Origin of the sequence: Halorubrum sp. JWXQ-INN 858 (assembly GCF_009806985.1) — an archaeon.
Classification (GTDB): Archaea; Halobacteriota; Halobacteria; order Halobacteriales; family Haloferacaceae; genus Halorubrum.
In genome coordinates, this window is record NZ_WUAX01000009.1 from 166,046 (window position 1) to 192,231 (window position 26,186).

Sequence of the window (26,186 nt, forward strand, 5' to 3'; positions counted from 1 at the left end):
TACGGACACCGTGTGGCGGGGTCCGAGCTGCGACGGGGGGCCCATCGGGCATCGACGGCTATTCGTGGCGACGGTCCCGATCCATCCCATGCTCAGGTACGTGACGACCAACGCGGGGAAGGTCCGCGAAGCGGAGAGCTACCTCGCCAAGGGGTCGGTCAGCCAGCTCGACTTCGACTACACCGAGATCCAGGCGGGATCGCTCGGGCCGATCGCGGCACGAGGGGCGCGTGAGGCGTACCGTCACGCCGACGAACCCGTACTCGTCGACGACGCCGGGCTGTTCATCGAGGCGCTTGACGGGTTCCCCGGACCCTACTCCGCGTACGTCGAGGACACGCTCGGGATCGACCGCGTCCGCGAGCTCGCGCGGGACCTCGAGGACCCGCGGGCCGCGTTCCGATGTACCCTCGCGTACTGTGACGGCGAGGGCTTCGCGGCGAGTCCCGACGCCGTCGACCGCGGAGACCGAGCCGCGGCCGCCGCGGCCGGTCCCACGGACGCGGACGGCTCAAACGAGCGGGAGCCGGCGGCCCTCCCGGTGAAGCTGTTCGAGGGGTACGTCCCCGGCCGGATCGTCTCGCCCCGCGGCGACGGCGGGTTCGGCTACGACCCGATCTTCGAGCACGGCGACGAGACGTTCGCCGAGATGGACACGGAACGGAAGAACGCGGTCTCCCATCGCGGTCGGGCGCTGGAGAAGTTCGCCGAGTGGTACGCCGACCGGTAGTTCCGTCGTCCCTCGTGCTCGGGTTTATCCGGGATACCGCCACAAACCGTTCCGTGCCCTTCCGAGCCGTCCCGGCACGGGAAGCGGGTGTGTGACACGTCGTGTCGGGACAGAGACCGTGTCGCCTGTTCGCCACGCCGTCAAACCGCCGGACCGTCGGGCTGCCGAGCTACCGAGCTACCGATCTGGCGAATCGCTCGGTTCCACCTGTCTTCTCCGTCCTCCCCGTTCCTCACACCTCTCCGCCGCACTATCGGGCTCCGAGCGGGTCCGTTCGGAACGATCGGAACCGGGCTCCTATCGTGGTTCTCTGTCCGGGCCGGGATACGACCCACCCACGGCCGACGGGTAGAGCCGTTCCGGCGAGAACACCGCCGCGAACGCGTGAGGGTCGCGAACGCTCACCGGCAGCCGCTTCCGGAGGCCCGCTGCGGTCCGTGCGCCCGTCAGCGACGGGTCGAGGGTGACGACCTGCATCGCGCCACCGCGGTACGCCGACGCGAGCGCGGGGTGGTCGCCCGCCGGGTGGTCCACCGGCTCCCGCCATCGAGAGATCGTCCGTCGCCAGTCCGCCGCGAGCCCCTCGTCGGCCACCGACGCGATCACGGCCGTCGCGTCCGCGAGGAGCGCGTCGCTCGCGACGAGCGTCGTCCACGAGTGTGACCGGAGGACGTCGAGCGCGGCGCGGGCATCGCCCCCCACCAACAAGTCCGCCGCGAGAACGTCCGCGTCGGCGACGACGCGCGCGGGACTCGGATCCGGCCGGCCCGTCACGTTCGAGCCGGCCGGTCCAGTCGTGTCGCGGTCGCTTTCGGCGTCGCGGTCGTCACGGTCGCCATCGTCGTCAGGCCCCTCACCGCCGCCACCGTCGTCAGACCGGTTGCGCGTCCCCGTTCGTCGCTCCGCGAGTACGGATCGGATCGCGTCCTCGTCGACGTCGTAGCCGGCCGCCCGCTCGAACAGTTCCGCGAAGGTCGTGGGGTGATCGTCGCGTTCCACGACGGATCGGTCACGCGCCACGGTCATCGGTCTTCCGGCGAACCCAGCCGGCGACGGCACCGATCACGAACGCCGCCCCGATGTTCGCGACGAGCCCGAGCACGCCGACACCCACCGTGAGGAGCCGGTCGTCGCTCGCTAACGCGGTCCGCGCGAGGTCGTAGGCGACGATCGCGAGCAACACTCCGAGCGCGGCCATCGGAAACGCGAGAACGACCCCGGCGACGAGCGCCAGCGCGAGGTAGCCGACGCCGAGGATCAGGTTCGCGCCGCCGGTTCGCGCGCCGAAGGCGTGCTTTCCGGCGAGTCCACCGCTTCCGTGACACATCGGGAGCCCGCCGATCGGGATCGCGACGAGGGTCATGACTCCCATGCTTTCGGCCAGCCGGTCGGCCGAGACCTCCCGATCGAACAGGTCCGAACAGAGCAACGCGGTGGCGACCGCGGCGTTGCCGACGGTCATCGCCAACTGCGCGAGCGTCGCGTCGAACGCGGCCCATGAGAACGTCGGCCCGCCGCTCGCGAAGAGGGTCGCTTCGGGGAGCGTCGGCGTCGGCACGCCGCCGGCCCCGAGGGCAACGACGCCGCCGAGCCCCAACACGACCAGCGCGCTCGCGTCGCGGTGGCCCACGAGCACGACGAGGAGGACGACGACCGTCGCCCCCGCCGCGACGACCGGCGCACCGGCAGCGAGGCCGATCCCGGTCGTCGCCAGCAGCAGCGCGACGGCGAGTTGGATCCCGCGAACAACCGGGAGACCGACCGCGCGTTCGATCGCGCCGACGAGCCCGACCCGGCCCGCGACGAGGAGGACGACGCCCGCGAGGACGCCGGCGGCGACGAGCTCGCCGAGCGAGATCGCCCCGGCGATCGCGAGCCCCGCGAGGGCCTTCATCGGTTCGACCGACAGCGGGATCCCGTAGACGACGCCCCAGACGACCTGAAAGACACCGAACGCCACGAGGGTGTGTGGGAGCGACAGCGGCGTCAACAGCGCGAGCGAGACGACGATCGGAAGGACCGTAACTGAATCTCCTAACGCCCCGGTTACCTCACCGGAGTCGAACCGGACCCCGAAACGATCCGGGACGACGTGAAGACCCATCAGGTACGAGGAACGCGCGGATCGGTAAAGCCGTTCCCAGTAACCCGAAACGTTCCCGTGATCGAAGAGAAGTAACTACGAGTGGTTACTCAACGGAACGCGTGTAGGACGCCAGCACCGTCGGTGCTCGTCGCGACGTCGGGGAGGGTCGCACGCTCGGGGTGGGGCATCAACACCGCGACCGTCTCGCGTTCGCCGAGGACGCCGGCGACGTTCCCCGTCGAGCCGTTCGGGTTCGCCGCGTCGGTCACGGCCCCCTCGGCGTCACAGTACCGGAAGAGGATCCGGTCGTCGTCGACGAGGTCCTCGTACGCCTCGTCGTCGATCTCGAATCGCCCCTCTCCGTGGGCGATCGGCACCTCGATCACCTCGCCCTCGTCGTAGGCGGCCGTCCACGGCGTGTCCGCGCGCTCGACGCGGAGGAAGACCGGCTCGCACTGGAAGCGAGCCGAGGCGTTCGTCGTGAACGCGCCGGGGGTCAGCCCGGACTCCGAACCGATCTGTGCGCCGTTGCAGACGCCGAGCACGGGAACGCCGCGGTCGGCGGCCGCACGCACCTCGTTCATCACCGGCGCGCGGGCGGCCATCGCCCCGGCACGGAGGTAGTCGCCGTACGAGAACCCGCCGGGGAGGACGATTCCGTCGGTGTCCTCGGGGAGCCCGTCCTCGTGCCAGACGCGCTCGGCCTCGACGCCGAGGTACGAGAGGGCGCGTACCGCGTCCCGGTCACAGTTCGACCCGCCGAACTGGACGACCGAAACCGTCACGTCGACCACCTCGCGCCGGCGACGTCCGCGGTGGTTCCGGTCGGATCGTCGGGAGCCCTCATCGTTCGGCGACCGCGACCTCGTAGTCGTGGATGGTCGGGTTCGCGAGGAGTCGCTCGGCCATCTCGTCGGCGCGGGCGGCCGCCTCGTCGGCGTCGGGCGCGTCGAGGTCGACCTCGAACCGATCCGCCGAACGGAGGCCGTCGAGGTCGAAGCCGAGCCGCTCGAGCGCCTGCCGGGTCGTCTCGGCCTCGGGATCGAGGACGCCCCGCTTCAGTCGAACGGTCACGGTCGCGGTGTATGCCGTCATCGTCGGGTAATGCGGAGCCGTGGGCAAAAACCGTTTTGGAAGCGTCTCGATATACACGCTCGTGGATATTGGGACGGACTGTCGATACCACAGTGGAACGAAAGGGGCAAACCCGTCCGCACCGTTGGCGTCGACGTATGCTGCCGCTCGAACCTGCGGAGGTGATCGTCGCATGACCCGCGAACTAACCGAGATCACGGTCGTCGGAGGAGATCGAACGGGACTGATCGCGCGGGTCACCTCCCTGCTGTTCGAGCGCTCGATCAACATTGAGGACCTCGATCAGGCGGTTCGCGAGGGTGTCTTCCGGATGACGACCCGAGTCGACACCGCCGAGATGGACACCTCTCGTGGCGAACTCCGCCGCGCGCTCGCGGAGCTCGGCCGAGAGCTCGGCGTCGACATCCAGGTCCGGTTCCCGAGCGACCGCGACGCGCGCCGGATCGCCCTGCTCGTCACGAAGGAGACGCACGCGCCCGAGGCGCTGTTGGAGGCGGAGGCCAACGACGAGCTCGCCGCCGACGGTCGGGCGGAGATCCCGGTCGTGATCGGCAACCGCGGCGACCTCCGGTCGCTGGCCGAGCGGTACGACAAGCCCTTCTACGACGTCGGGGACGGGAGCGGTAACACCGACGAAGGGCGGCTCCTCGACCTGCTCGCGGAGTACGACATCGACCTCATCGCGCTGGCGCGGTACATGCGGATCCTCTCGCCGGAGGTCGTCTTCCGCTACGAAGGGCGGATCGTCAACGTCCACCCCTCGCTGTTGCCGGCGTTCCCCGGCGCGGAGGCGTATCGGCAAGCGAAGGACGCGGGCGTTCGGATCGCGGGCGTCACCGCCCACTACGTGACGACGGACCTCGATCAGGGGCCCGTCATCGCTCAGCGCGCCTTCGACGTCCCCGACGGCGCGGACGTCGACGAGATCAAACGGCGCGGACAGCCGCTCGAGGCCGAGGTGTTGCTGGAAGCCGTCAGGCTCCACCTCGCGGACGCGATCGCCGTCCATCGCGGTACCGTTCACGTCCGCGAGGACGTCGACCTCGACGCACAACTCGGGCTCCCCGAACAGGCCCGCGCGGCCAACCCCGACGAGCCGGTCGACGGCGAGCCGCTGAGCGGTACGGCCACCCCGCCCGTCGACTCCGACTGACGGGCGGAAGGGCCGACCCCCGTTCATCGTCGTCTTCTTAACGACGGAGCCGGAGATATAGCCGTCAGATGATCGAGGAGGATCGGCCGGAACCGTCGAAGCCGTCGGAACGCGCGGAACCGTCGAAGCCGCCGAAACACACGGAACCGTCGAAGCGATCCAGGCGCGTGACGCGAGTGCTGACCGATGAGCGCGCGCTCGTTCGGAGCGATGAGCGCGCGGTCCTGTTGTTCCTCCTGCTCCTCTCGATCCTCGCGCTCGCCGTCTTCCTCTACTACACCACGCTCGTGCTGGAGGGGCTGCCGGACGTCCTTCCCGAGAACCCGTCGCCCTCTCGCGTCGGTTCGGCGCTCCCGCCGACTGCGGACGGGTGATCCTCGCCTCCGATCGACGCCCCGTTGCTTCCCGGAGCCGTACCCGTCAGTCCTTTCATAGCCGGGGCGGTATAGCCGCCATGCGACTCCCGTACGGCGACGGTCGTCTCGACGTCGACCTCGACGACTACGACGTGACCGTCGCCACCCCGACGGGCGGCGATCCGGTGGACGTGCCGACGGCCACCGAGGCTGCCCTCGACGACCCGCACGGCCCGCGGCTCTCGGCGCTCGCGGACCCCGACGACGAGGTGACGGTCGTCGTCACCGACGTGACCCGCGACACGCCGGACGACGTCCTCCTCGCCGCGCTGTTGGACCGACTGCCGGTCCCGCGCTCGAACGTGACGGTCGTGTTGGGGCTCGGGCTTCACCGACCGATGACCGACGCCGAGGTCCGCGAGGGGCTCGGCGAGAACGCCGACCTGGCGGTCAACCACGACCCTGACGACGTCGTCCGGGTCGGAGCCGTCGAGGGTGCCGGCGGGGGCGATCCCGTCCCGATCGACGTCCATCCGGCCGTCGTCGAGGCAGACCTCGTCGTCTCGACCGGGATGGTCGAGCCGCACCAGTACGCGGGGTTCTCCGGCGGGGCGAAGACGGTCGTCATCGGCTCCGGGTCCGAGTCGCTCATCAGATACACCCACGGCCCGGAGCTGCTCTCGCTGCCGGGCGTCCGGCTGGGGCGGATCGACGACAATCCGTTCCGGGAGACGCTCGACCGCGCGGGCGACCTTGCCGGGCCGGACTTCTGTGTCAACGTGACCGCGGCCCCCGAGGGGATCATCGGGGTGAGCGCCGGCCGACCGCGGGACGTCGTTCGCGACCTGACGGCGACCGGGCTCGACGCGCTCTCCGTCGCGGTCGACGGGACGTTCGACGCGGCGATCACCTGCGTGCCCGCACCCAAGGACGCGAACCTCTATCAGGCGAGTCGGGCGGCGACGTACTGCTGTCTCGGGCCGCACAACCCGGTCGAAGCCGGCGGCCCGGTCGTCGTCCCCGCGCGGATCCCCGAGGGCGCAGGGGAGGGAACCGGGGAGCGGCGGTTCCACGAACGGCTCCGGGGCGCGTCGAGCGCCGACGCGCTGTACGAGGAGATGCGGGACGGGTACGAGCCGGGCGCACAGCGCGCGTTCGTGCTCGCCCGGGCGCTTCGCCGGAACCCGGTTCACGTCACGAACACCGACCACCCGGACCTCGTCGACGACTGTCTCATGACGGCACACGAGAACGTGACCGACGCGTTGGCGCCGGGGTCGCGGGTGCTCGTCGTCCCCGACGCGCTCCACACGCTCCTGACCGCGCCGACCGGCGACGAGCAGTAACGCCGTGCGAACGGGCCGCGATCGACGCGACCCGACACGGCTCGACCGTGAGGTATACCCGTCACCTCCGCCTGTGCCGCCCCATGACCGGACCGAACCCGCAGCGGCTCGCCGACGTGGGGCCGACACGAATCATCGCGTACGCGCTCCTCGTCGGCGGGGCGGCGTACCTCCTCGCCGCGGCGTACGGTCCGGACGGCGCGCTGGCCCGTCTCGCCCTCGCGACGCTGGTCGGCGTCGCCTACGCGGGGAGCGTCCACGCGATCTACGTCCTGCGTCGCCGTCGGCCGGTTCGCTGAGAGCCGGTTCGCTGAGTGTCGGTTCGCTGAGTGTCGGTTCGCTGAGAGCCGGTTCGGTTCCGCCCGGTCCAGTGACGGACGCCCGCCGCGGGGACAGCTACGCCGAGCCGTCGTCGATCGCCTCGTGGACGCGGGCGTGGAACTCGCGGAGGGCGGCCGACTCGTCGTCCGCGAGCACGACGTCGGAGTCGACGAGCGTCGCCAGCCCGAACGCGAGCGGCGTCGGCGAGTCGACCGTGTGCTCGGCGACGGCGACCTCCGCCGCCGCGATCGCGGCGAGGACGTCCCGGATCCGGTCGACGTCGAGACGGTCCTCCAACAGCTCGCGGTACGTCTCCTCCATCACCGCGAAGCCGTCGAGGCCGGCCGCGAACGACAGCAACATCTCCGCGGACACCTGCTGTTCGGCGGCCGACTTCTCGTACCCCTTGTACCGTTTCAAGATCAGCAGCGACCGGGCGGCGTCGATCCGGAAGTAGCGCTTCAACAGGTCCGTGTCACGGAGCGCGTCCCGCAGGTCCGCGCGGACCGTGGCGGGATCGAGCCCCCGGAGCGTCCCGGCGACGTCGACCTTCCGGTTGAGCGGCACGGAGAGACTGAAGCCGTTGTCGGCGACCGCGACGGCGACGTTGGCGGTCGCCCGAGCCGCGCACTCGGCGGCGACGAGCCGGGAGAGCCCGTCGTTGAACCGTCGGCCGCGTCCCGTGTGCACGTAGTACCGACGCTTGTACGCGGTCCGATCCAGCTCCTCCTCGACGACGATCCGGGAGGGGGTCGCCACCGACTCGCGCCCGGCGTAGGCGACCTGTTCGTCGAACATACGGGTTATCGCCCGGACCGCGTTGCCGTCGAGCGGGAGCTCCCGAAGCCACGCGCGGACCGCCGGCGGACCGCCGTCGGCCAACCGGTCGAGAAGCTGCTCCTGGAACGCCAACACCTCCCGCCCGAGGTCCGCCGAGAGCGGGAGCCGTTCGGCGTACCACGAGGGGACCGTCGCTCGCTCGCTCGTGCGGTCGACGTACACCTTCGAGCCGCGGCGGTACCGGAACGCGAACCGGTCGCCGCCCAACACGAAGACGTCGCCGGGATCGACCGTGTCGAGGTACGCCTCGTCGAGCGTGCCGACCCACTCGTCGTTCCGCGTGAACACGTCGCACGTGAACGAGTCGGGGATCGTGCCGACGTTGGTCAGGTAGATGACGCGCGCCAGGCGACCGCGCTTCCCGACCAGCGTCTCGCCGACCGGGAACCCCTCGTGGTGGTGTTCGCCATCGGGCGGGTCGTTGCCGTCCCGCCACACCTTCGCGTACACGTGTCGTTCCTCGAGCCCCTCGTAGTCGGCGGTGAGGTAGCGCATGAGCGTCCCGTAGTCGGCGTCGTCGAAGCCGCGGTACGGGTACGCCCGCCGGAGCACCTCGCGCACCTCGCGGTCGGGGCGGATCCGGGCGATCGCCATCCCGTAGACGTGTTGGGCCGCGACGTCGAAGGCGCGTTCCGGGACGGAGACGCTGTCGACGAAGCCGTCAGCCGCGCGCGCGAGCATCGTCGCGCACTCGACGAGCTCGTCGCGGTCGAGCGCGAACACCCGTCCCTCGACCGTCTCGCCGGGGCTGTGTCCCGCGCGGCCGACCCGTTGAAGCAGCGCCGCGACGGACTTCGGCGAGCCGACCTGGACGACGAGGTCGAGGTGCGGCATGTCGATCCCGAGCTCGAGGCTCGTCGACGTGGTGACGACGTCGAGCGTGCCGCCTTTGAGCCCCTCCTCGACCCGCGTCCGCCGTTCCTCGGAGAGGCTCCCGTGGTGACAGCCGGAGTTCGACTCGTCGTAGCCGTACCGCTCCCGGAGGTCGCGCAGGACGCGCTCGGCCCCCGACCGGGAGTTGGTGAACACCAGCGTGTTGTCGTGGGCCCCGATCAGCTCGTCGAGCGCGTCGTAGAACCGGTCCGTGACGGTCGCCCGCGGCGTGTGGACGAGGTCGGCGGCGGGCGTCCGCAACTCGAGGTCGTACTCGCGGACGAACCGGGTGTCGACCACCTCGTACGGGCGCGGTTCGAGCCCGTCCTCGTCCCCGACCGCGCCGGCGACGCGCTCGCGACCGACGAGGAACTCCGCGACCTCGTCGAGCGGCTCCACCGTGGCGGAACAGCCGATCCGGGTCGGTGAGCCGTCGGTCAGCTCCGTCAGCCGCTCCAGCGACACCGCGAGGTGCGTCCCGCGCTTGCCCGCCGCCAGCGAGTGGATCTCGTCGACGACGACGTACCGCACGGTCCGGAGGTGTTCGCGGAACCGCGGGGCGTTGAGCAGGATCGCGAGCGTCTCCGGGGTCGTGTTGAGGACGTGCGGGGGGTCGGCCAGCATCGACCGCTTCTCGGCGTCCGTCGTGTCGCCGTGGCGGATCGCTTGGCGGACGTCCGTCCCGTGGCCCGCGTCGGCCAGCTCGGCCGCGATCCCCGACAGCGGGGCCGCCAGGTTGCGCTCGATGTCGTTCGCGAGCGACTTCAGCGGGGAGACGTACAGGCAGTGGACGCCCGTCTCGAGCCCGCCCTCACGCTCGCGGACGAAGAGGTCGTCGAGGATCGCGGTGAACGACGCGAGCGTCTTGCCGCTCCCCGTCGGGGAGGCGACGAGACAGTTCCGGCCGGCGGCGATGTGCGGGATCGCCCCGCGCTGTGGCGGGGTGAAGAACCCCCCGTTCTCGCCGACATACGGCGCGAACTCGTCGACCCACCACCGTCTGACCGCCGGCGAGAGGCGCTCGAGCAGCTCGCCGTCCGCGATCGGGACCGTCGCCGGGTCGAACGGGAGCTCGCGGTCGGACGCGGTCTCGTGCAGGAGGGCCCGCCCGACGTCGCCGTCCGTCGTGGGGTCGGGGAGGTCGCTCACGCCGGGAGGGTACGGTCCCGAAGCGGAAAAGCGGTCGTGTCGGGAATCGAGGGCCGCCACGTCGCCAACGACTGTGGCAACCGTCCCGTTTATTCGGCCGGGCGTCGTTGGCGAGCGCACATGAGTCCGCCCGCGGAGGCGTCGGACCGACGCATCGACCGGAACCTCTTCGTCACCGTCTCGGGACCGCCCGGCTGCGGCGCGACCACACTCACCGAGGGGTTGGCCGACGCGCTCGACTGCGGATACGTCTCCGGCGGCGAGCTGTTCCGGGAGATCGCCGCCGAGCGCGACATGAGCCTCTCACAGCTGATCGCGAAGACGAGCGAATCCGCGGAGATCGACCGCGCGCTCGACCGTCGGCTCCGGCGGATCGCCGAGAAATGGGGCACCGCGAACAAGGCGTTCGTGCTCGAGTCGAGACTCGCTGGCTGGCTCGCGGGCAACCGGGCCGATATCCGGATCTGGCTCGACGCCCCCGAGGAGGTCCGCGCGGCACGTACCGCCGGCCGCGAGGAGCTGACCTCGGAGATGCAGGTCAGGGAGGTCATCGAGGCGAAACGGTACGAGTCCTACTACGGGATCGACCTCGACGACCGGTCGATCTACGACCTGACGATCAACACCGGCCGCTGGGACCCCGAGGCGACGCTCGACGTGGCGCTGACCGGCATCGAGCGCTACGACGTCGACGCCGACGAGGGGGCGTTCCCGACCCCCGAGTTCGAGATCTGAGCCGGCGATCGGGCGCTGTGCTCCGGCCGAACGTCACGGCGCTCGCCGACCGAACGTCACGGTGCTCGCCGACCGAATGATTGACGACGTACCTCGCCCGAAGGATTCACCACGCTTCCCGATACGGTTAGTTTCCGATAGCTGACCGAAACGTATGTATCGGGACTTCGTAGGCTTCGTTGGGGGGCACGCGGCGGATACGCGTCCTCCCGAACGAATGTCACAACAGACCGAATCGCCGTCGTCCATCGTCGACGGCACGAACCCGTCGTATCGCCCCGACACCTCCCGGCTCACGGGGTACCTGAAACGTCTCGGAAGCACTCTCGTGTACAGCTCCGTGTTCATGGCGCTCGTCGCGGCCGTCGAGGTCGGCATCGCGACCGCCCTCCTCGGCGTGCCGCTGACGGCCGCGCCGCTCGTCGTCGCGCTCGTCACCTTCGCCGTGTACACCACCGACAGCGTCGCCGACGCGGACACGGACGCCCGCTCGAACCCCGGCCGGGCGACGTACGCCCGCCGCTACGGCGACCAACTGATGATCGCCGCCGCCGGCGCGTACGGCGTCGCGGTCGCGATCGCGGTACTGGGCGGTCCGCTCGCGCTCGCGTTGACGGTGCTGCCCGGCGCGTTCTGGGTCGTGTACGCCTCCGACTGGCTCCCGGAAACGGGACGCTCCATCGAACGGGTCACCGGGGACCTCCCCCGGCTGAAGGACGTCCTCCTCGTCAATTCCGCGCTGGTCGCGACCGGGTGGGCGGTCGCGTTGACCTTCCTGCCGCTGGCGTTCGCCGACGCGGCGGTCACGCCGACGGTCGTCGTCGTCTTCGCGTACTTCTTCCTGCGGTCGTTCGTCGACGCCGAGCTGCCGAACGTCCGTGACGTGGACGCCGACGCGGCGATCGGGGTCGCGACGCTCCCGGTGGTCGTCGGCGTGACGTGGACCCGCCGCGCGCTGTACGGCGTCGACCTCGGCACCGCCGCGCTCATCGCGGTCGCGGCCTCGGCCGGGCTCATCGCGTGGCCGTTCGCCGCGGCGCTGCTCGTCGGGCTCGCCGTCTCGCTCGGCGTGACCGCGCTCGCCGGTCGGGTGTCGGACACCGACGTGCTCGGCGTCGCGCCCGACTGCTGTTACCTCGTCGTCGGGGGCGCGATGGTCGCCGCCGTGCTGTTCGGCTGAGTCGCGTCGCTCGGCCGTTCGAGGGTCTCCCTTCGGCCCACCGGTTATTTATAACTCGACTGAGTGCGGATTTATGTGGTTTCGCTGACCCCACTCACCGTCGCGCTCCTCGTGGTGATAACCACCGGAACGACGGCGGCGATCCTCGCGTGGCGGGAGCGTCCGGAGGCGGGCGCGACGTGGTTGACGCTGCTACTCGTCGGCCAGGTGTGGTGGACGGTGTTTCTGGTGTTCGAGCTCGAGTCGACGACGCTCGCCGCAAAGGTGTGGTGGTACGACGTACAGTGGATCGGCGTCGTCGTGATCCCCGTCGCGTGGCTGCTGTTCGCGTTGGAGTACACCGGCCGGAACCGTTACGTGACCCCCCCGGTCGTGGCCGGGCTATCGATCGTGCCGGTGCTGACGGTGGTCCTCGCGATCACCGGGTTGGGTGACGGGTTCCTGATCGTGGGGATGTCGCTGATCGAGACGCCGCTCGGCCCGTTCCTGGTGACCGATCCCGGGCCGTGGTACTTCGTCATCGCCGGCTACACGTACCTGCTCGGGCTCGTCGGGTCGGTGCCGCTCCTCCAGCTGGTCCGCGACGACGCGCGCCCCTTCCGCGGGCAGAGCGCCGCCCTGCTCGTCGGAACGGCGGCCCCGTGGGTGAGCAGCGTCATCTACGTCCTCGGCTGGCTCCCGGTGCCGGGCTTGGACCCGACGCCCTTCGCGTTCGCGGTCTCGGGGGTCGCGTACCTCCTCGCGCTCTCGCGGTTCCGGCTCCTCACGATCAGTCCCGCGCCGCGACGGCAGGCGCGACAGCTCGTGTTCGAATACCTCCACGCCCCCGTCTTCGTCCTCGACAGCGAGGGGTACGTCGTCGACCTCAACGAGAGCGCGGTGACGACGTTCGGCCTCGACCGTCACGCGACGGTCGGCCAGCTCGCCCGCAACGCCGTCCCCGCCTACGAGGAGTTCGCCGACGGCGGCGACGGGGACGCATCCAACGGCGACCGGGGCACAACCAACGGCGGCGCGAACGCCGGCTACGTCAGCGTCGTGGGGGCGAGCGGACGCCGCCCGTACGACGTGACGGTCCAGGACGTGACGAACGTTCACCACCGATCCGTCGGTCGCGTGATCGTCTTCCACGACGTCGGCGAGTACCTCAGCCAGCAGCAGCGGCTCGAGGTGCTCAACCGCGTCTTCCGACACAACATCCGCACGGAGACGAACCTCATCAACGGCTACGTGGACCGGCTCGCGACGGATCCGGAGGACGGGAAGGCGCTCTCGATCGTCCGCAACAGCGCGAACCGGATCCACGACCTGAGCGAGCGGACGCGCTCGGCCAGCGACATGTTCGACGCGGGCTCGGAGACGCTCGTTCCCACCGAGCTCGGCCAACTCCTGACGACGGCGGTCGAACGCGCCCGCGAGGAACACCCCGACGCGACGGTCTCGGTCGCGGGAGACGTCCCCGAGGTCCAGGTGCCGAGCGTGATCGACGTGGTGCTCGAGAACCTCCTGTCGAACGCCGTCCGGCACAACGACGGACCTGCGCCGTCGGCATGGCTCTCCGCGACGGCGGACGACGGCTGGGTCGAGATCGCGGTCGCCGACGACGGCTGCGGCATCGACGAGGCTGAACACGCCGTGCTCGAACGCGGGACCGAGACGCCGTTAGAACACGGCAGCGGGATCGGCCTCTGGGTCGTGAAGTGGGGGGTCGATCTCGCGGGCGGGCGAGTCTCCTTCGACGACCGCGATCCGACGGGGACCGTCGTGACGGTTCGGGTGCCCACTGCCGGTCAGTCGAACGCTTGACGTCCCCCCGCGACGCCGAGACGTCGCCGACGAAGTGATCGTCGTTAGCGCCCTCTGTGCCCTCACCGCCCCCAGTGACGCCAACGACGCCAGCAACGCCAGCGCCCCCACCGCCCCCAGCGACGCCAACGACGCCAGCAACGCCAGTGGCTCCGCGGGCGACAGCATCCGTCTACATAAACTGTATACATCAACTACGATAACAGGAAAATTTAAATATCATAACTCCAACCACTGATGTATGACATCACGGCGCACGGTGTTTTGGGTTCGGGATCGGCCGTCGATCGGATGCACGACCGGTGCAACGTCCCGGGACAAACGGGGTGGGGCGACGTGACCGCTGCCGGCTCGCCGTCCGACGACGAGGTGGACACGGGCGTCAACACAGGCGACGGGGTGGACACGGGTACCGGAGTGGACACGGGCGTCGGCGTCGAGGCTGACGGCGGGGTGGAACCCGACGGCCCGATCGGTCGGTTCCGCGAGGAGCTCGACCCGGCCGTCTTCCTGTTCGGAGCGGGGCTCACGCTCGGGCTCATCCTGCTGTACTTCGTCGATCCCGGGACGGTCGAGGACGGTATCGGCATGCTGAACGGGTTCATGCTGGACTACTTCAACTGGGCGCTCCTCGTGATCGTCTTCCTCATCGTTACGTTCCTCGTGTTCCTCATCCTCGGGCCGTGGGGGAGGCTCCGGCTCGGCGACGACAAGCCCGAGTACAGCTTCCTCTCCTTCTTCGCGATGCTGTACTCGGCCGGCTTCGCTGCAGGGGTCGTCTTCTGGGGGCCGACCGAGGCGCTGTTCTACTACGACAACCCCTCGCCGCTGTTCGACGTGCAGGGCGGCACCGCGGAGGCGATCCCGCTCGCGGTCCAACAGACCTTGTTCCACTGGGCGATCCCGCAACTCGCGGTGTTCACCATCATGGGGATCGCCATCGGCTACTTCGCGTACAACTTCGAGAGCGTCCCGCTGCGGGTGTCCTCCGCGCTGACGCCGATCCTCGGCCGTGAGAACCTCGACGGCCCGGTCGCGAAGCTCGTCGACGTGCTCGCCGTCTTCGCGACGATCGGCGGCGTCGCCACCTCCCTCGGGTTCATCGGGAGCCAGTTCGTCGAGGGGCTCGCCTTCCAGTGGGGGATCGACCTCGGGACGACCGGGGTCATCCTCGTCGTCACCGGCATGACGCTGCTGTTCACCGTCTCGATGGTGCTCGGCGTCGACCGCGGGATCCGCCGTATCTCGAACTTCAACATGGTGCTTTTCGCCGCGCTCATGCTCGCGACGTTCATCGTCGGACCGACCGCGTTCCTCGTCCTCATGGGGACGGAGGCGATCGGCGGGATGTTCAGCGACTTCGTCTCGATGAGCCTCTTCACCGGGGCCGGCACCGAGGGCGGGACCCAGTGGATGAACGATTGGACCGTCTTCTACTGGGCGTGGGCGCTCTCGTGGTCGCCGTTCGCCGGGCTGTTCATCGCGCGGATCTCCCGCGGCCGGACCGTCCGCGAGGTCGCGTTCACCGGCATCGCCGCGACGTCGGCCGCGACGATCCCCTGGTTCACCTTCGTCGGCGGTACCGCCGTCTACAACCAGCACCACGGCATCGCCGACTTCGGCGGCGTGATGGCGTTCGAGCTCGGGGCGGAGGTGTCCGGGTTCATCCTCTTCGAGGCGTTCCCGCTCGGCTCCGTGTTCATGATCGCGTTCATGATCCTGGTGACGACGTTCTTCATCACGTCGGCGGACTCCTCGACGCTCGCCGTCTCGATGATGACGACCGGCGGCAAGGCGAAGCCGTCGAACATCAACCGCGTCTTCTGGGGCGTCGTCCTCGGGATGACCGCCGCGATCCTGATGACGCTCGGCGGCGTCGACGCGCTCCAGTCGGCCGCGATCATCACGGGCGCGCCGTTCGCGTTCGTCTGTCTGATCGCGATGGTCGGGCTGTTCCGACAGTTCACCGCCGACGGCGAACCGCTCCTCCTGCAAGAGGAGTCCTGGTGGGTCGGCGAGCCGCCCGAAGACGACACGCGAGCGGCGGCGGGCACGGACGACGACTGAGCGTCCCGCTCGGTTGCTTGACCGTTCCGCTACCGGGTCGCCGGCCGCTCAGTCGATCTCGGCCAGCAGGTCGGCGGCGTCGACGACCGTCGCGAACTCCCCTTTTAAGTGTGCGAGCGCGACCCGGTGGGAGGTCTCGGGATCGATCGTCCCGCCCTCGTGATCCGTCCGCCCGTGGGTCGCGGTCGCGTCGGCGACGACGACGACGTCGTAGCCGCGGTTCTCCGCCATCCGGACCGTCGTCGACACGCAGTGGTCGGTCGTGAGCCCGCAGACGACGAGGTCGTCGACGCCGTGCTCGCGGAGCCAGCCGTCGAGGTCGGTGTCGACGAACGCGCCGTTGACCGACTTGGCGAACGTCGCCTCGCCGTCGACGGGGGCGGTCTCGGGCTTCCACGCGAACCCCGGGCCGTCGGGCCGGAGCGGGGATCCCGGCTCCGTCGACGCGTGGCGGACGTGTGCGACCGGCCGACCGGCGTCGCGCCACGCCCGGAGCAGCGACGCGGCGACCGCCTCCGCGTCGGGGTTGTTCCGCTCGCCCCACGACGGCTCGTCGAAGCCGACCTGGAAGTCGACGAGGAGGAGGGCGGCGTCGTCAGTCATCGTCGCCCCCGGCCACCGGCGACGTCGTCCCCCGTGCCCCGTCGGCGAACCGTCGCCACGCGCCGGGTTCGAGCAGTTCGGTGGGCGCTTTCGGGTGCTCTCGGGTGGGGTCGAGCGGGCACTCGTCGGGGCTCTCGGCGTCGTCCTCGCGGAAGAGGTACTGTTTCCACTCGCGGTCCCCCTCGACGCCCCAGTCGCCGAGGTCCGCGTGCGGACAGACGCCGTCGTACTCGCCCATGCGTTCGCGGATGACCTCGCGGGCGTGCTCGCCCGCCTCGGTGTCGGCCGTCAGGCCGTCGAACACGGCCCGCGGCTGGAAGGTGATCTCCAGCCCGACCGGGGAGTAGCGGCTCTTGCGGTCGGTATAAAAGGGCGCGCGGGACGTGGGGAACAGCGGCTCGCCGCCGAAGGAGAACTCCCACCGGGCGTCGTCCGGCTCCGTCGGGATGTCGTCGGGCCACGGCTCCGGGTCGTGGACGTGGAGGAACTCAAGGACGTGCCAGAGCGCCTCGTGGTAGTCCGCCTCGGTCGCTTCGCCTTCGGGTGGGTTGAAGAAAACCGCGAGCGGCGTCCGGTCGGCGTGGTCCGCGTACGTCTCGAGGTACTCGAGGAGGACGTCGCGCAGCCGGAGCAGCGCGGCCGGGTCGGTCGTGGACTCGCAAGCGGCGTACAGCAGGTCCCCCTCGCGTTCGACCTCGATCCCGAAGTAGCAAGGGAACGGCGACCCGTCGCGATCGCCGAGCATCGACTCGCGGAACGTCCGGTAGTGCTCCCGTAGCCACCCGGGCGCGTCGTCGAGCCGATCGTGGAGCGTTTCCTGGTCCAACAGCACGCCCTCGGTGCCGGGCTCGTTCATACGTGTGCTGGGTGGTAGACGGGCTTTTGCCTTTCGACGACCCCAGCGGATCGGGAACGAACCGAGAGCGAACCGGGAGCGAACCGGGAACGAACCGCGAACGAGCCGCGAACAGGCTAGGAACGAACCGGAAGCGAACTCGATATCCACCACGCACGGTTCACGGGTGACGAAGTATATAAGCACGCGTCCGCGGTGGCGCGCCCCGGTTCGCGCCCTTATAAGGGCGCGAACCGAGCGCGAGGGACGCGGCGAGCGGAGCGAGCCGCGAGGCTGGGGAGGCGTGAGGCTGAGGAGCCGCGAGGCTGGGGAGGTGTGAGGCTGAGGAGCCGCGAGGCTGGGAAACCGCGACGCTAGGCAGGCGTGAGGTGTGGTTGCGGCTGAGGAGGCGTAACGGTGCCCGATGACCTCGCAGTCGGGGCTTTAACGTCGTCCCCGTCGCGGGAACCACTGATAAGGGATACCGACGCCACTGCGACCCGGACGCCCGGATCAGTCGTCGATGGCGTCGCCGCCGGTCACGTCGTCAGCGACACCCTCCCCGCCCTCGCCACTATCGACGACCGCGAACCGCGAGGCGTCGCTCCCGTCGGTCGGGTCCGTGAGCAGCGAGACGCCGACGGTCAACAGCGCCGAGACGACCATCAGCGCGAGCGCGTAGTCCCACCCGGCGTAGCTCCGCGGCAGCGCCGGCACGAACACGAGCGCGAGGTACGCGACCTGCGGGACGACGACGCCGACGACCATCCCGTCGCGGGTCGTCCGGTCCCAGTACAGCGCACAGATCACGGGGAGCGCGAGCAGCGCGAACCCCGAAAACGCGGTGTCGCCGACCTCGATGAGGGTGCCGGGCCGCAGCAGGCTCGCGAAGAAGGCGAGCGTGGCGAACGCCCCGACGCCGACCCGGGCGAGCCACGCCTCGCGGCGCGCGGAGGCGTCGGGGTTGACGAACGGCCGATAGACGTCACGCGTGAAGTACGACGACCCCGACAGCAGCATCGAGTCGGACGACGACATCATCGCCGCCATCGCGCCCGCGATCACGAGCGCCGCGAACCACAGCGGGGTGTACTCGTTCAACACGACGGGGAGCACGTTCGCCCCCTCGGGGACCTCGACCGGCATCCCGACCGCCCACGCGCCGAGCATGAACGCGGGTAAAAACAGCAGGAGCACGAGGACGGGCCACAGCGTGAACGACCGCTTGAGCACGGCCCCGCTCTCGGCGACGAAGAAGCGCTGGTTGATCTGCGGGAACATCGTCACCCCGAACCCGATGGTGATCGCCGTCGAAACGATGAACCCCGGCGTGTAGAGGCCGCCGCCGAAGCTCCCGAACTCCGGACGGGCCTCGAGCATCGACCCCGTGGCCGCCCCGAGCCCGCCGACCGCCGACAGCACCCAGACGACCGCGATCCAGACGATGGAGAGCATGAACAGCCCCTGTACCGTGTCGGTCCACGCGACGCCGCGCATCCCCGCGAGGACGACGTACAGCACCATGAACGCGGTGATGAGCGCCGCCCCGGCCCAGTAGGGGACCGCGCCGCCGGAGAGCCCGACCAGCGCCTCGCCCGCCCCCATCTGTTGGAGCATGACGTACGGGAACAGCCACATGAGGCTCACGCCGGCGACGAGCGCGCGAAGCCCCGGCGAGCCGAACCGGTCGCCGAGCATCTCCCCGAGCGTCAGGTAGCCGTTTCGCCGCCCGATCAGCCACTGTTTGTAGCCGATCACGTACCAGAGTACGGCGAAAAGGACGCCGTCCAACACCCCCATCACGATCAGCCACTCGGGGCCCGCCTGATACGCGAGGTTCGGCCCGCCGAAGAAGGTGAACGCCGACAGGAGGGTCGCGAACGTCGTGAACAGCAGCACGAGCGTCCCGAGCGACCGGCTCGCGAGGTAGTAGTCCTCGGCGGTCGACTCCGCGACGCGATACGCGAGCAGGCCGATCGCGAGCGCGACCAGCAGGTAGGCGACGACGATCCCGACCTGTAGCGCGACGCTCACGGCGATCCCCCGTCGTCGGGCGTGACCCCCATGCCGCGCTCCCACGCGCCGCTCGCGGCGAACCGGTGGAACAGCACCGAACAGAGCGCGAGCCACCCGACGTGCCACCAGATCCACACCGGAAGCCCGGCGACGACGACGTCGACCCCCCATAGGGGCCAGGGCACCGCGAAAGCGACGAGGACCGCGAACGTCGGTATCCACAGCAGATCCCTTCGAACGCGAGACATTGTCGTGTGTCACCCCGACGAGGGTATAAAAGGTGCCGGTCGGGACGGCTTCGGGACGGCGGCGATCCGATCGCGGCGAACCGCCCACGACGCTCCGACGGCGACGCTCCGACCGTGGCGATCCGACCGCGACGATCCGGCCGCGACGATCCGGCCGCGACGATTCGGCCGCAGTGGCCGAAGCGACACCCCCGGCGACGAGTGCGATAACTATTTGCCCGAAACGCCAGTATATAAACCCCGGGACGGCCCGCGCCGCCCGATCACGATCACTATCACTCACATGAACGACACAGCCAAATACCTGATCCACGCGACGATCGCCGCCGACGGCGTCGTCGAGCGGAGCGACGTCGTGGGGGCCGTCTTCGGACAGACCGAGGGGCTCCTCGGCGAGGAGCTCGACCTCCGGGACCTCCAGGACTCCTCGAAGGTCGGTCGGATCGACGTCGCCGTCGAGTCCGAGAACGGACAGTCCTTCGGCGAGGTGACGGTCGCCTCGAGCCTCGACAAAGTCGAGACGGCGATCCTCGGGGCCTCACTGGAGACGATCGACCGGATCGGCCCCTGTCACGCCTCCGTCGAGGTGACGAGCATCGAGGACGTCCGCGCCGCGAAGCGGCGCGAGGTCGTCGAGCGCGCGAAGGAACTCCTGGCCGACGGTTTCGAGGAGACGAGCCTCGCGAGCACGGACGTGTTAGAGGAGGTCCGCGATGCCGCCCGCGTCGAAGGGATCGCCGACTACGAGGGGCTCCCCGCCGGGCCACGCGTCGGCGACTCCGACGCCGTCATCGTCGTCGAGGGGCGCGCCGACGTGCTCACGCTGCTCGAGTGCGGCATCAAGAACGCCGTCGCGGTCGAGGGGACGAACGTCCCCGACGCGGTCGCGGACCTGACGGAGGAGCGGACCGTGACCGCGTTCCTCGACGGCGACCGGGGCGGAGAGCTGATCCTCCGGGAGCTCGCGCAGGTGGGTGACGTCGACTACGTCGCCTTCGCGCCCGCCGGCGAGTCCGTCGAGGACCTCGACCGGGGTGCGGTGTTCGAAGCGCTGCGCGCGAAGGTCCCGTACGAGACGCTCGCCGACGAGTCGAACCTCCGCGAGGCCGCCGACGGCGCCCGGACGTCAGCGTCGACCACGACCCCGACGGCCACCGCCGGCGTCGGCACGGACCGGGACGGCGGGGGTGGCCGACGCGCCGACGGCCGGAACGGGACGGGCGGGTCCGACGGGGACGACGACCGCTCGGGGACGGAGGCGGACGCTGAAGCTGACGAAGCCGGAGAGGCGAACCCGGAACCGACCGGAGACGACGCGGATAACGCTGCGGACGGAACTGACGCCGCGGACGGAACCGACGCCGCGGACGGCACGGACGACACCGACAACGTGAACGTCGAAGACGATGCGGACGATGCGGACGACGCGGACGACGCGGACGACGCGGACGACGAACCACGATCGCTCGAGGAGCACGTTCAGGAGGTGATCGACGCGGGAAGCGGGCGCGCACGCTTGCTCGAAGCCGATCTCAGCGTTCGGTCGGAGGTCGACGCCGACGGGACGTTCGACGCGGTCGCCGACGCGGAGGACCCGCCCCACACCGTCGTCGTCGACGGGTCGATCGACCAGCGACTGCTGGACGTGGCCGCACAGCGCGGCGTGAGCGAAGTGTTCGGCCGCGGCGTCGGGGAGTTCGTGAAACGACCCATCGGAACGCGCGTCCGGACCGTCGGCGACCTCCGGGCGAACGCCGAGGCCTGAGCCCGTCGCCGGGCCGGCCGACCGACGGCCCGCTCGTTCATCCCTTTCCCGCCGTTCACCTCTCTCCCGCTCCTTCGCGACCCGTTTTCTCACACCAACCCGGCCACGGCGAGGAGCGCGAACAACAGGTCGCCGTAGACGAGCGCGAGGACGAGCCCGAAGAACATCGGGACCACGAACGGCATCCCCGGAGAGACCGACACCAGATCCCGGTGCGTGACGGCGGCGAGCCCCCCGCGAAGGGTGTCGGGATCCGTCCCGTACGCGGTGCCGTCGATTTCCGCGAGGAACCGTTCGGCGGCCCACGGGTCGTCGTGGGCGTGAGCGCTCCCCCCCGAATCGGCATCGCCCTCGGCGCCGTCCTCGTCCCGGCCCCGGTCCCCGACCGCGGCTTCGTCGCGAGAGTCCTCGCCGTCCGCGACGACTTCGCCGCCGTCGGTCGCGGGCCCGACGTGAGTCCCCCCGTCGGTCGGGTCGAACGTCTCGCCAACGCTCTCCGGGTCGGCGAAGCGTTCCGGGTCCGATCGGAGCTCCGCGAGGGTGAGCCCCCGCCAGCGGAGGTACATGCGGAGCGCGTCCAGGTCGAGCCCGTGCCGCGTCGTTCCGTCTGCATCCTCGAACAGCCGTCCGTGTCGCTCGGGCAGCGACTCGGTCGCCACCGGGCGCGCGAAGAACATCGTCGCGGACCGCTCGCCGGCCGCGAGGTTGACGGCGGCGAGCCCGAGCGGGTACGCCAGCCCGATGAGCACCGTGTTCGTCAGGATCGTCAGCGAGAACACGCCGAGGTCCGTGACCACGAGCGGGAACGCCGTCGTCCCGACGACGTACGTCGGGAACGTCGGGAAGACGACCGCGAGCCCGATCAGCGCCTTCGCGTCCGCCCCGCCGAACGCGCCGAGGTACCAGAACGCGTAGCCGAGCGGCGCGACGAGCCCGAGGCTGATCGCGGCCTGGATGACGAAGAGCCGACCGCCGAACCCCATCAGCGGCCAGAGCCGGGCGACCTCCCACACGAGCAGGATCAGCCCGAACGCGTACAGCGGCGGCCAGATCCGGTTGGGGAGCCGGCGCGTCCGGACGTCCCGGAGCGCGGCCCACGCGAAGACGGGGACGACGAGCAGCCGGAGGAGGTCCGGCAGCGATGCGAACATACTCGCACCCCGTGACGGGGGGAATTATGGGTTTGGGTTCGATCCTCGAAGCTGAGAACCGGCGGGGGCGACGCGCCGCCCGGGTCCGTAACTGCTTACCCGACCCGCCGCCGACTGCCGGCAATGAACACCATCCACGTCGTCGGCGGCGTCGGGATCGCCGACACGGCGATGGCGTCGTACGACGCGGCGCTCGCGGACGCGAACCTCCACAACTACAACCTGATCGCCGTCTCCTCGGTGGTCCCGGCGACCGCGGCCGTGACACCGGTCGATCGGGCACCCGATCTCGGCCCGGCCGGGAACGGCCTCACCGTCGTTGAGGCGCGGCGAACCGTCGGACCGAGCGACGAGGTGGACTTCCGGGAGGGGGGCCGTGCGGGCGCTGAGGACGCCGAGAGCAAGCGCGCGCCCCGACGACGGCCCTCCGTCGCGGCGGGGCTCGGTTGGGCGACGGGGCCGGGACCGGGGATCTTCTACGAGGTGACCGGGTCGGACCCCGAGGACGTCCGCGAGCGGATCCACGCCGGGCTCGACGCCGGGAGCGACCTCCGTGACTGGGAGCTCACGGATCGGGAGCTCCGCGTCGAGACGGCCGCACCCGAACCCGGCGCGTACACGACCGCCGTCGTCGTCGCGGCGTACGGCGAGTCCGAACCGGTCCTGTAGCCGCGGTCGCCGACGCCTTTTTCAACGGGGTCAACTTATACCACCCATCTTCAATGAACGGTAACAACCCGTATGCGGGGCCGCCGGGCGTCACCGACGCCGGCGAACCCGCGGCCGTCGACCTCACGCCGGACCAGGAGCGTCGCCTCCGGCGGACCGTCGCCGGCATCGTCACGCGGACCGAGTCGTACCTCCCCGACAGCTACGTCGTCGGCTCGGAGCTCTCCGTGGGGGCGGAGGGGGCGCAGGCCACCGTCGCCGTCAACCCGCCGGCCGGCCACCCCGTCTCCGCCGGATTCACGCCGGACGCCGACGAGCTCGACGCCGGGATCGCCGACGCCGACGCCGACGAGGTCGCCCGCGGGCTCGCCGCGAGCGCCGCCGTGCAGGTGATGAACGCGGTCGGCGACGTCACGCCCACCGCGAAGTAGCGCCGGGCAGTCGGCTCATTTGCCCCAGAAGGGGTCCCGCTTCCGCCGCGTGTCGAGGTACGCCGACAGCGCCTCCCGCTCGTCCGCGGTGATCTCCTCCGTCAACTCCTGTTCGAGGATCTTCGCGTGCTTCTCGGGGAGCTCCGTCCAGAGGGTGTCCTCCTCCTCGATGCCGCGGCCGACGGTGGGGCCGTCGATGGCGATGCTGACGCGCTCGCCCGCCCGCGCCTCGTCCACGTCGTCGCCCTGTTTCTGGATCCCCGAGAGGCTCCCGACGCGGACGAACTCGTTCCCCTCGAAGTAGCCGACGTTGCGGTTGTTCTGGAGCGTCCCGGAGATGACCTCGACGCCGACGACCGCCGGGTCGTTCTGCCGGAACGTGTGGTCGGGGAGGATACGGAACCGGGAGGGGCGGACGACCTTGTCGAGTACGGTCTCCTGTTGGGCTCGCTGCCGTTCCTCGACGAACGTCTCGTAGTCCTCGATGAGCTGGTAGATGACGTCGTTCCGGAACAGCTTCACGTCGGCGGTCTCCAGCTCCCGCTCGGCGTTCGCGAGGACGTCGACGTTGAAGCCGAGGATCGCCTTGTGCTCCTGTTGGTTCGCGGTCTCCGCGATGGCGACGTCGCGCGGCGCGATGTCGCCGACCTCCGCGCGCATGATCGGCACCTCGGCCTCCCGGAGCGCGTTCGCCATGGCTTCCAGCGAGCCGAGCGTGTCGGCTTTGACGACGACGCCGTCCTCGGCGGTGTCGACTTCGATCTCCGCCAGCTCTGCCCTCACGTCCGCGATGACGTCCTCGACGGGATGGTCGCGGACGACGCGGATCGGTGCGCCCGCCATCGCGTCGTCGAGGTCGGGCGCGGCGATCTTCACGCCGGCCGCCGCGCCGACCTCCGCCACCTTCTCGAACTTCTTTTCGGTCCGGATCTCCTCCAGCGGTCGCGGCTGCAACAGCGCGCGGACCTCCGTGACGATCGGGTCGTGCTGCCCGCCGACGACGATCGTGTCGCCGTTGCGGATCACGCCGTCGTAGATCACGGCGTCGACGGTCGCGCCGAACCCACGTTCGTCTTTCACCTCCAACACGGTCCCCTCGCCGGGGCCGAAGACGTCGATCGCCATCTCCTCTTTCATGAACCGCTGGGAGAGCCCCATGAGCACCGCGAGCAGGTCCGGGATCCCCTCGGCAGTCATCGCGGAGACGGGGACGACGCCGATGTTCTTCTGGAAGTCCTGCACGCGCCAGTAGAGGTCCGCGGAGAACCCCGCGTCGGAGAGCTGGCCGATGATCTCGTAGAGATTCTCGTTGAGCATCGATTCGGCCCGCGCCGACTGCGCCTCCAGGCTCCGCTGTATCGGCTCCCCCTCCTGGGGGTTCCACCCGGGCGTCGTGTCCACCTTGTTGGCGGCGACGACGAACGGCGTCCCCGTTCGGCGAAGGATGTCGATCGCCTCCTCGGTCTGCGGCTGGAAGCCGTCGTTGACGTCGACGACGAGGACGGCGATGTCCGCGAGCGCCCCGCCGCGCGCCCGAAGCGTCGAGAAGGAGTGGTGACCCGGCGTGTCGATGAACAGGAGGCCGGGGAGGTCGAAGTCGTCGGGGTCGACGAGCTCGCCCGCCATCGTCGAGATCGTCGCGAGCGGGATGTCCGTGGCCCCGATGTGTTGGGTGATCGCCCCCGCCTCACCCTCGCTCACCGCGGAGCCGCGTATCTTGTCGAGCAGACTCGTCTTCCCGTGGTCGACGTGGCCGAGCACGGCGACGATCGGTGTCCGAAGGGTGTCCGTGTGTGTGTCGTCAGTCATGAGAATCGCCCCGAAAAGGTCGTTGTGTACCGTTCGGCCCGGCCGTCAGTTAAGTGTTTCAGAACGTGGACGACGAACCGCGTCGGCCGTCCGTCCGACGCCCCGTGGCGTTTAAGACCGTCGCACGGGTGATCGGGGACATGGTAGACATACTCGCGGAGAACCTCTCCGGGAAGGCCGTTATGGGTGCCGACGGAACCGAGCTCGGCGACCTGTACAACATCACGATGGACTTGAAATCCGGACAGCTGTACGACCTCCTCGTCAGTCCCCACGAGCACCTCGACCCCGCCCGGTCCGGGTTCGACGTCGACGACCGGGGTCGGATCCGGGTGCCGGTCGCGCGCGTGCAGGCGGTCAAGGACTACATCGTCGTCGCCCGCTGATGCGGATCCTCGACTCGTCCGCGTTCATCCACGAGTACACGACCGACGACGAGGTCGCCTCGATCCCCGAGGTGCACGAGGAGCTCCAGGGCGGGACCGCCCTCCGGTTCGACGCGATGGAGGGCTCCGGAATGACGATCCACGTGCCGGCCCCGGGCGCGGTCGGTCAAGTCGAACGCGCGGCGACGGGCTCCGGCGACGCCGCGGAGCTGTCCGACACGGACCTACGGCTGGTCGCGACCGCGCTCGAGCTCGGCGGCACCCTCGTTACCGACGACTACGCGATGCAGAACGTCGCCGAGCGGCTCGACGTCTCCGTCGAACCGATCGCGAGGGAGGGGATCACCGAGGAGCGCGAGTGGCGTTTCCAGTGTGCCGGCTGCGGGCGGACGTTCGACGAGAACAAGGAGCGCTGTCCGATCTGTGGCAGCGATCTGAGCCGGAAGAACCCCGCCTGAGGCAGGGGCCGACGATCCGAGGGGATCCCTCTACGAACCGAGCGATTCGGACGGACCCCACGTACGCGCTGCAACGGA

The 26,186-nt window shown here is 70.0% G+C and carries 25 protein-coding genes; 14 read left to right on the forward strand and 11 right to left on the reverse strand.

All coding sequences use genetic code 11. The annotated features are described in order from the left end of the window. Positions 1-88 precede the first annotated feature (88 nt). Positions 89-730: a non-canonical purine NTP pyrophosphatase gene (locus GRS48_RS08010; protein WP_159485319.1), complete on the forward strand. Its 642-nt coding sequence runs from the start codon at positions 89-91 to the stop codon at positions 728-730. Positions 731-1,027: 297 nt separating this feature from the next. Here the strand turns inward: GRS48_RS08010 and GRS48_RS08015 are convergent, their stop codons facing one another. From GRS48_RS08015 to purS, 4 genes are all read right to left on the reverse strand, one after another. Beyond that, on the reverse strand, positions 1,028-1,729 hold the full coding sequence (locus tag GRS48_RS08015; RefSeq protein WP_321168352.1) for a hypothetical protein: 702 nt from the start codon (positions 1,727-1,729) through the stop codon (positions 1,028-1,030). 10 nt (positions 1,730-1,739) lie between these two features. Beyond that, entirely contained in the window at positions 1,740-2,834 is a 1,095-nt protein-coding gene (locus tag GRS48_RS08020) for a putative sulfate/molybdate transporter (protein ID WP_159485323.1), read from the reverse strand. A gap of 89 nt (positions 2,835-2,923) precedes the next feature. Next, positions 2,924-3,601: a phosphoribosylformylglycinamidine synthase I gene (gene purQ, locus GRS48_RS08025; RefSeq protein WP_321168353.1), complete on the reverse strand. Its 678-nt coding sequence runs from the start codon at positions 3,599-3,601 to the stop codon at positions 2,924-2,926. A 58-nt stretch (positions 3,602-3,659) separates the two neighbouring features. Next, positions 3,660-3,911, reverse strand: coding sequence for a phosphoribosylformylglycinamidine synthase subunit PurS (gene purS, locus GRS48_RS08030; RefSeq protein WP_159485325.1), 252 nt, complete (start codon positions 3,909-3,911; stop codon positions 3,660-3,662). Between the two features lie 172 nt (positions 3,912-4,083). Between purS and GRS48_RS08035 the strand changes: the two genes are divergently transcribed. From GRS48_RS08035 to GRS48_RS08050, 4 genes are all read left to right on the forward strand, one after another. After that, complete coding sequence (locus GRS48_RS08035) at positions 4,084-5,064, forward strand: formyltransferase family protein (RefSeq protein ID WP_159485327.1); 981 nt, start codon at positions 4,084-4,086, stop codon at positions 5,062-5,064. Between the two features lie 167 nt (positions 5,065-5,231). Next, a complete protein-coding gene (locus GRS48_RS08040; RefSeq protein ID WP_321168368.1) occupies positions 5,232-5,438 on the forward strand; it encodes a hypothetical protein in 207 nt (68 codons plus the stop codon). 80 nt (positions 5,439-5,518) lie between these two features. Continuing rightward, entirely contained in the window at positions 5,519-6,766 is a 1,248-nt protein-coding gene (locus GRS48_RS08045; protein WP_159485329.1) for a lactate racemase domain-containing protein, read from the forward strand. An 83-nt stretch (positions 6,767-6,849) separates the two neighbouring features. Continuing rightward, entirely contained in the window at positions 6,850-7,065 is a 216-nt protein-coding gene (locus GRS48_RS08050; protein ID WP_159485331.1) for a hypothetical protein, read from the forward strand. 97 nt (positions 7,066-7,162) lie between these two features. Here the strand turns inward: GRS48_RS08050 and GRS48_RS08055 are convergent, their stop codons facing one another. Continuing rightward, on the reverse strand, positions 7,163-9,949 hold the full coding sequence (locus GRS48_RS08055; protein WP_321168354.1) for an ATP-dependent helicase: 2,787 nt from the start codon (positions 9,947-9,949) through the stop codon (positions 7,163-7,165). 120 nt (positions 9,950-10,069) lie between these two features. On the opposite strand from GRS48_RS08055, the gene cmk reads away from it, so the two are divergent. From cmk to GRS48_RS08075, 4 genes are all read left to right on the forward strand, one after another. Next, complete coding sequence (cmk, locus tag GRS48_RS08060) at positions 10,070-10,684, forward strand: (d)CMP kinase (protein WP_159485333.1); 615 nt, start codon at positions 10,070-10,072, stop codon at positions 10,682-10,684. 217 nt (positions 10,685-10,901) lie between these two features. After that, complete coding sequence (locus GRS48_RS08065; protein ID WP_159485335.1) at positions 10,902-11,864, forward strand: UbiA family prenyltransferase; 963 nt, start codon at positions 10,902-10,904, stop codon at positions 11,862-11,864. A gap of 75 nt (positions 11,865-11,939) precedes the next feature. Next, positions 11,940-13,670 (forward strand): histidine kinase N-terminal 7TM domain-containing protein, encoded by a 1,731-nt coding sequence (locus tag GRS48_RS08070; RefSeq protein ID WP_321168355.1) that lies wholly within the window; start codon positions 11,940-11,942, stop codon positions 13,668-13,670. Between the two features lie 291 nt (positions 13,671-13,961). Beyond that, the gene (locus GRS48_RS08075; RefSeq protein WP_159485337.1) at positions 13,962-15,737 is read left to right on the forward strand and encodes a BCCT family transporter; all 1,776 of its coding nucleotides are present in this window, start codon (positions 13,962-13,964) and stop codon (positions 15,735-15,737) included. Positions 15,738-15,785: 48 nt separating this feature from the next. On the opposite strand, the gene GRS48_RS08080 is transcribed toward GRS48_RS08075, so the two are convergent. The 4 genes from GRS48_RS08080 to GRS48_RS08095 form a co-directional block, all read right to left on the reverse strand. Next, entirely contained in the window at positions 15,786-16,340 is a 555-nt protein-coding gene (locus GRS48_RS08080) for a cysteine hydrolase family protein (RefSeq protein ID WP_159485339.1), read from the reverse strand. Beyond that, positions 16,333-17,196 carry a YqcI/YcgG family protein gene (locus GRS48_RS08085; RefSeq protein WP_159485341.1) on the reverse strand — a complete coding sequence of 288 codons (864 nt, stop codon included), beginning with the start codon at positions 17,194-17,196 and terminating at the stop codon, positions 16,333-16,335. The genes GRS48_RS08080 and GRS48_RS08085 overlap by 8 nt, the downstream gene beginning before the upstream one ends. Positions 17,197-17,688: 492 nt before the next feature. Beyond that, positions 17,689-19,215, reverse strand: coding sequence for a sodium:solute symporter (locus tag GRS48_RS08090; RefSeq protein WP_394351196.1), 1,527 nt, complete (start codon positions 19,213-19,215; stop codon positions 17,689-17,691). Beyond that, a complete protein-coding gene (locus GRS48_RS08095; protein WP_159485343.1) occupies positions 19,206-19,439 on the reverse strand; it encodes a hypothetical protein in 234 nt (77 codons plus the stop codon). The genes GRS48_RS08090 and GRS48_RS08095 overlap by 10 nt, the downstream gene beginning before the upstream one ends. A 283-nt stretch (positions 19,440-19,722) precedes the next feature. Between GRS48_RS08095 and dnaG the strand changes: the two genes are divergently transcribed. Beyond that, entirely contained in the window at positions 19,723-21,204 is a 1,482-nt protein-coding gene (dnaG, locus tag GRS48_RS08100; protein WP_159485345.1) for a DNA primase DnaG, read from the forward strand. Between the two features lie 89 nt (positions 21,205-21,293). On the opposite strand, the gene GRS48_RS08105 is transcribed toward dnaG, so the two are convergent. Then, positions 21,294-22,355, reverse strand: a complete 1,062-nt coding sequence (locus GRS48_RS08105) for a prepilin peptidase (protein WP_159485347.1) — start codon at positions 22,353-22,355, stop codon at positions 21,294-21,296. Positions 22,356-22,478: 123 nt separating this feature from the next. On the opposite strand from GRS48_RS08105, the gene GRS48_RS08110 reads away from it, so the two are divergent. Together GRS48_RS08110 and GRS48_RS08115 are read left to right on the forward strand one after the other, a co-directional pair. Next, a complete protein-coding gene (locus GRS48_RS08110; protein ID WP_159485349.1) occupies positions 22,479-23,024 on the forward strand; it encodes a pyruvoyl-dependent arginine decarboxylase in 546 nt (181 codons plus the stop codon). 53 nt (positions 23,025-23,077) lie between these two features. After that, entirely contained in the window at positions 23,078-23,455 is a 378-nt protein-coding gene (locus GRS48_RS08115; RefSeq protein ID WP_159485351.1) for a DUF5811 family protein, read from the forward strand. 15 nt (positions 23,456-23,470) lie between these two features. Here GRS48_RS08115 and infB read toward each other — a convergent pair whose 3' ends face one another. After that, the gene (gene infB, locus GRS48_RS08120; RefSeq protein ID WP_159485353.1) at positions 23,471-25,264 is read right to left on the reverse strand and encodes a translation initiation factor IF-2; all 1,794 of its coding nucleotides are present in this window, start codon (positions 25,262-25,264) and stop codon (positions 23,471-23,473) included. Between the two features lie 140 nt (positions 25,265-25,404). Between infB and GRS48_RS08125 the strand changes: the two genes are divergently transcribed. Together GRS48_RS08125 and GRS48_RS08130 are read left to right on the forward strand one after the other, a co-directional pair. Further along, a complete protein-coding gene (locus tag GRS48_RS08125; RefSeq protein ID WP_159485355.1) occupies positions 25,405-25,650 on the forward strand; it encodes a PRC-barrel domain-containing protein in 246 nt (81 codons plus the stop codon). Next, positions 25,650-26,108, forward strand: a complete 459-nt coding sequence (locus GRS48_RS08130; protein WP_159485357.1) for an NOB1 family endonuclease — start codon at positions 25,650-25,652, stop codon at positions 26,106-26,108. The genes GRS48_RS08125 and GRS48_RS08130 overlap by 1 nt, the downstream gene beginning before the upstream one ends. Positions 26,109-26,186 lie beyond the last annotated feature (78 nt).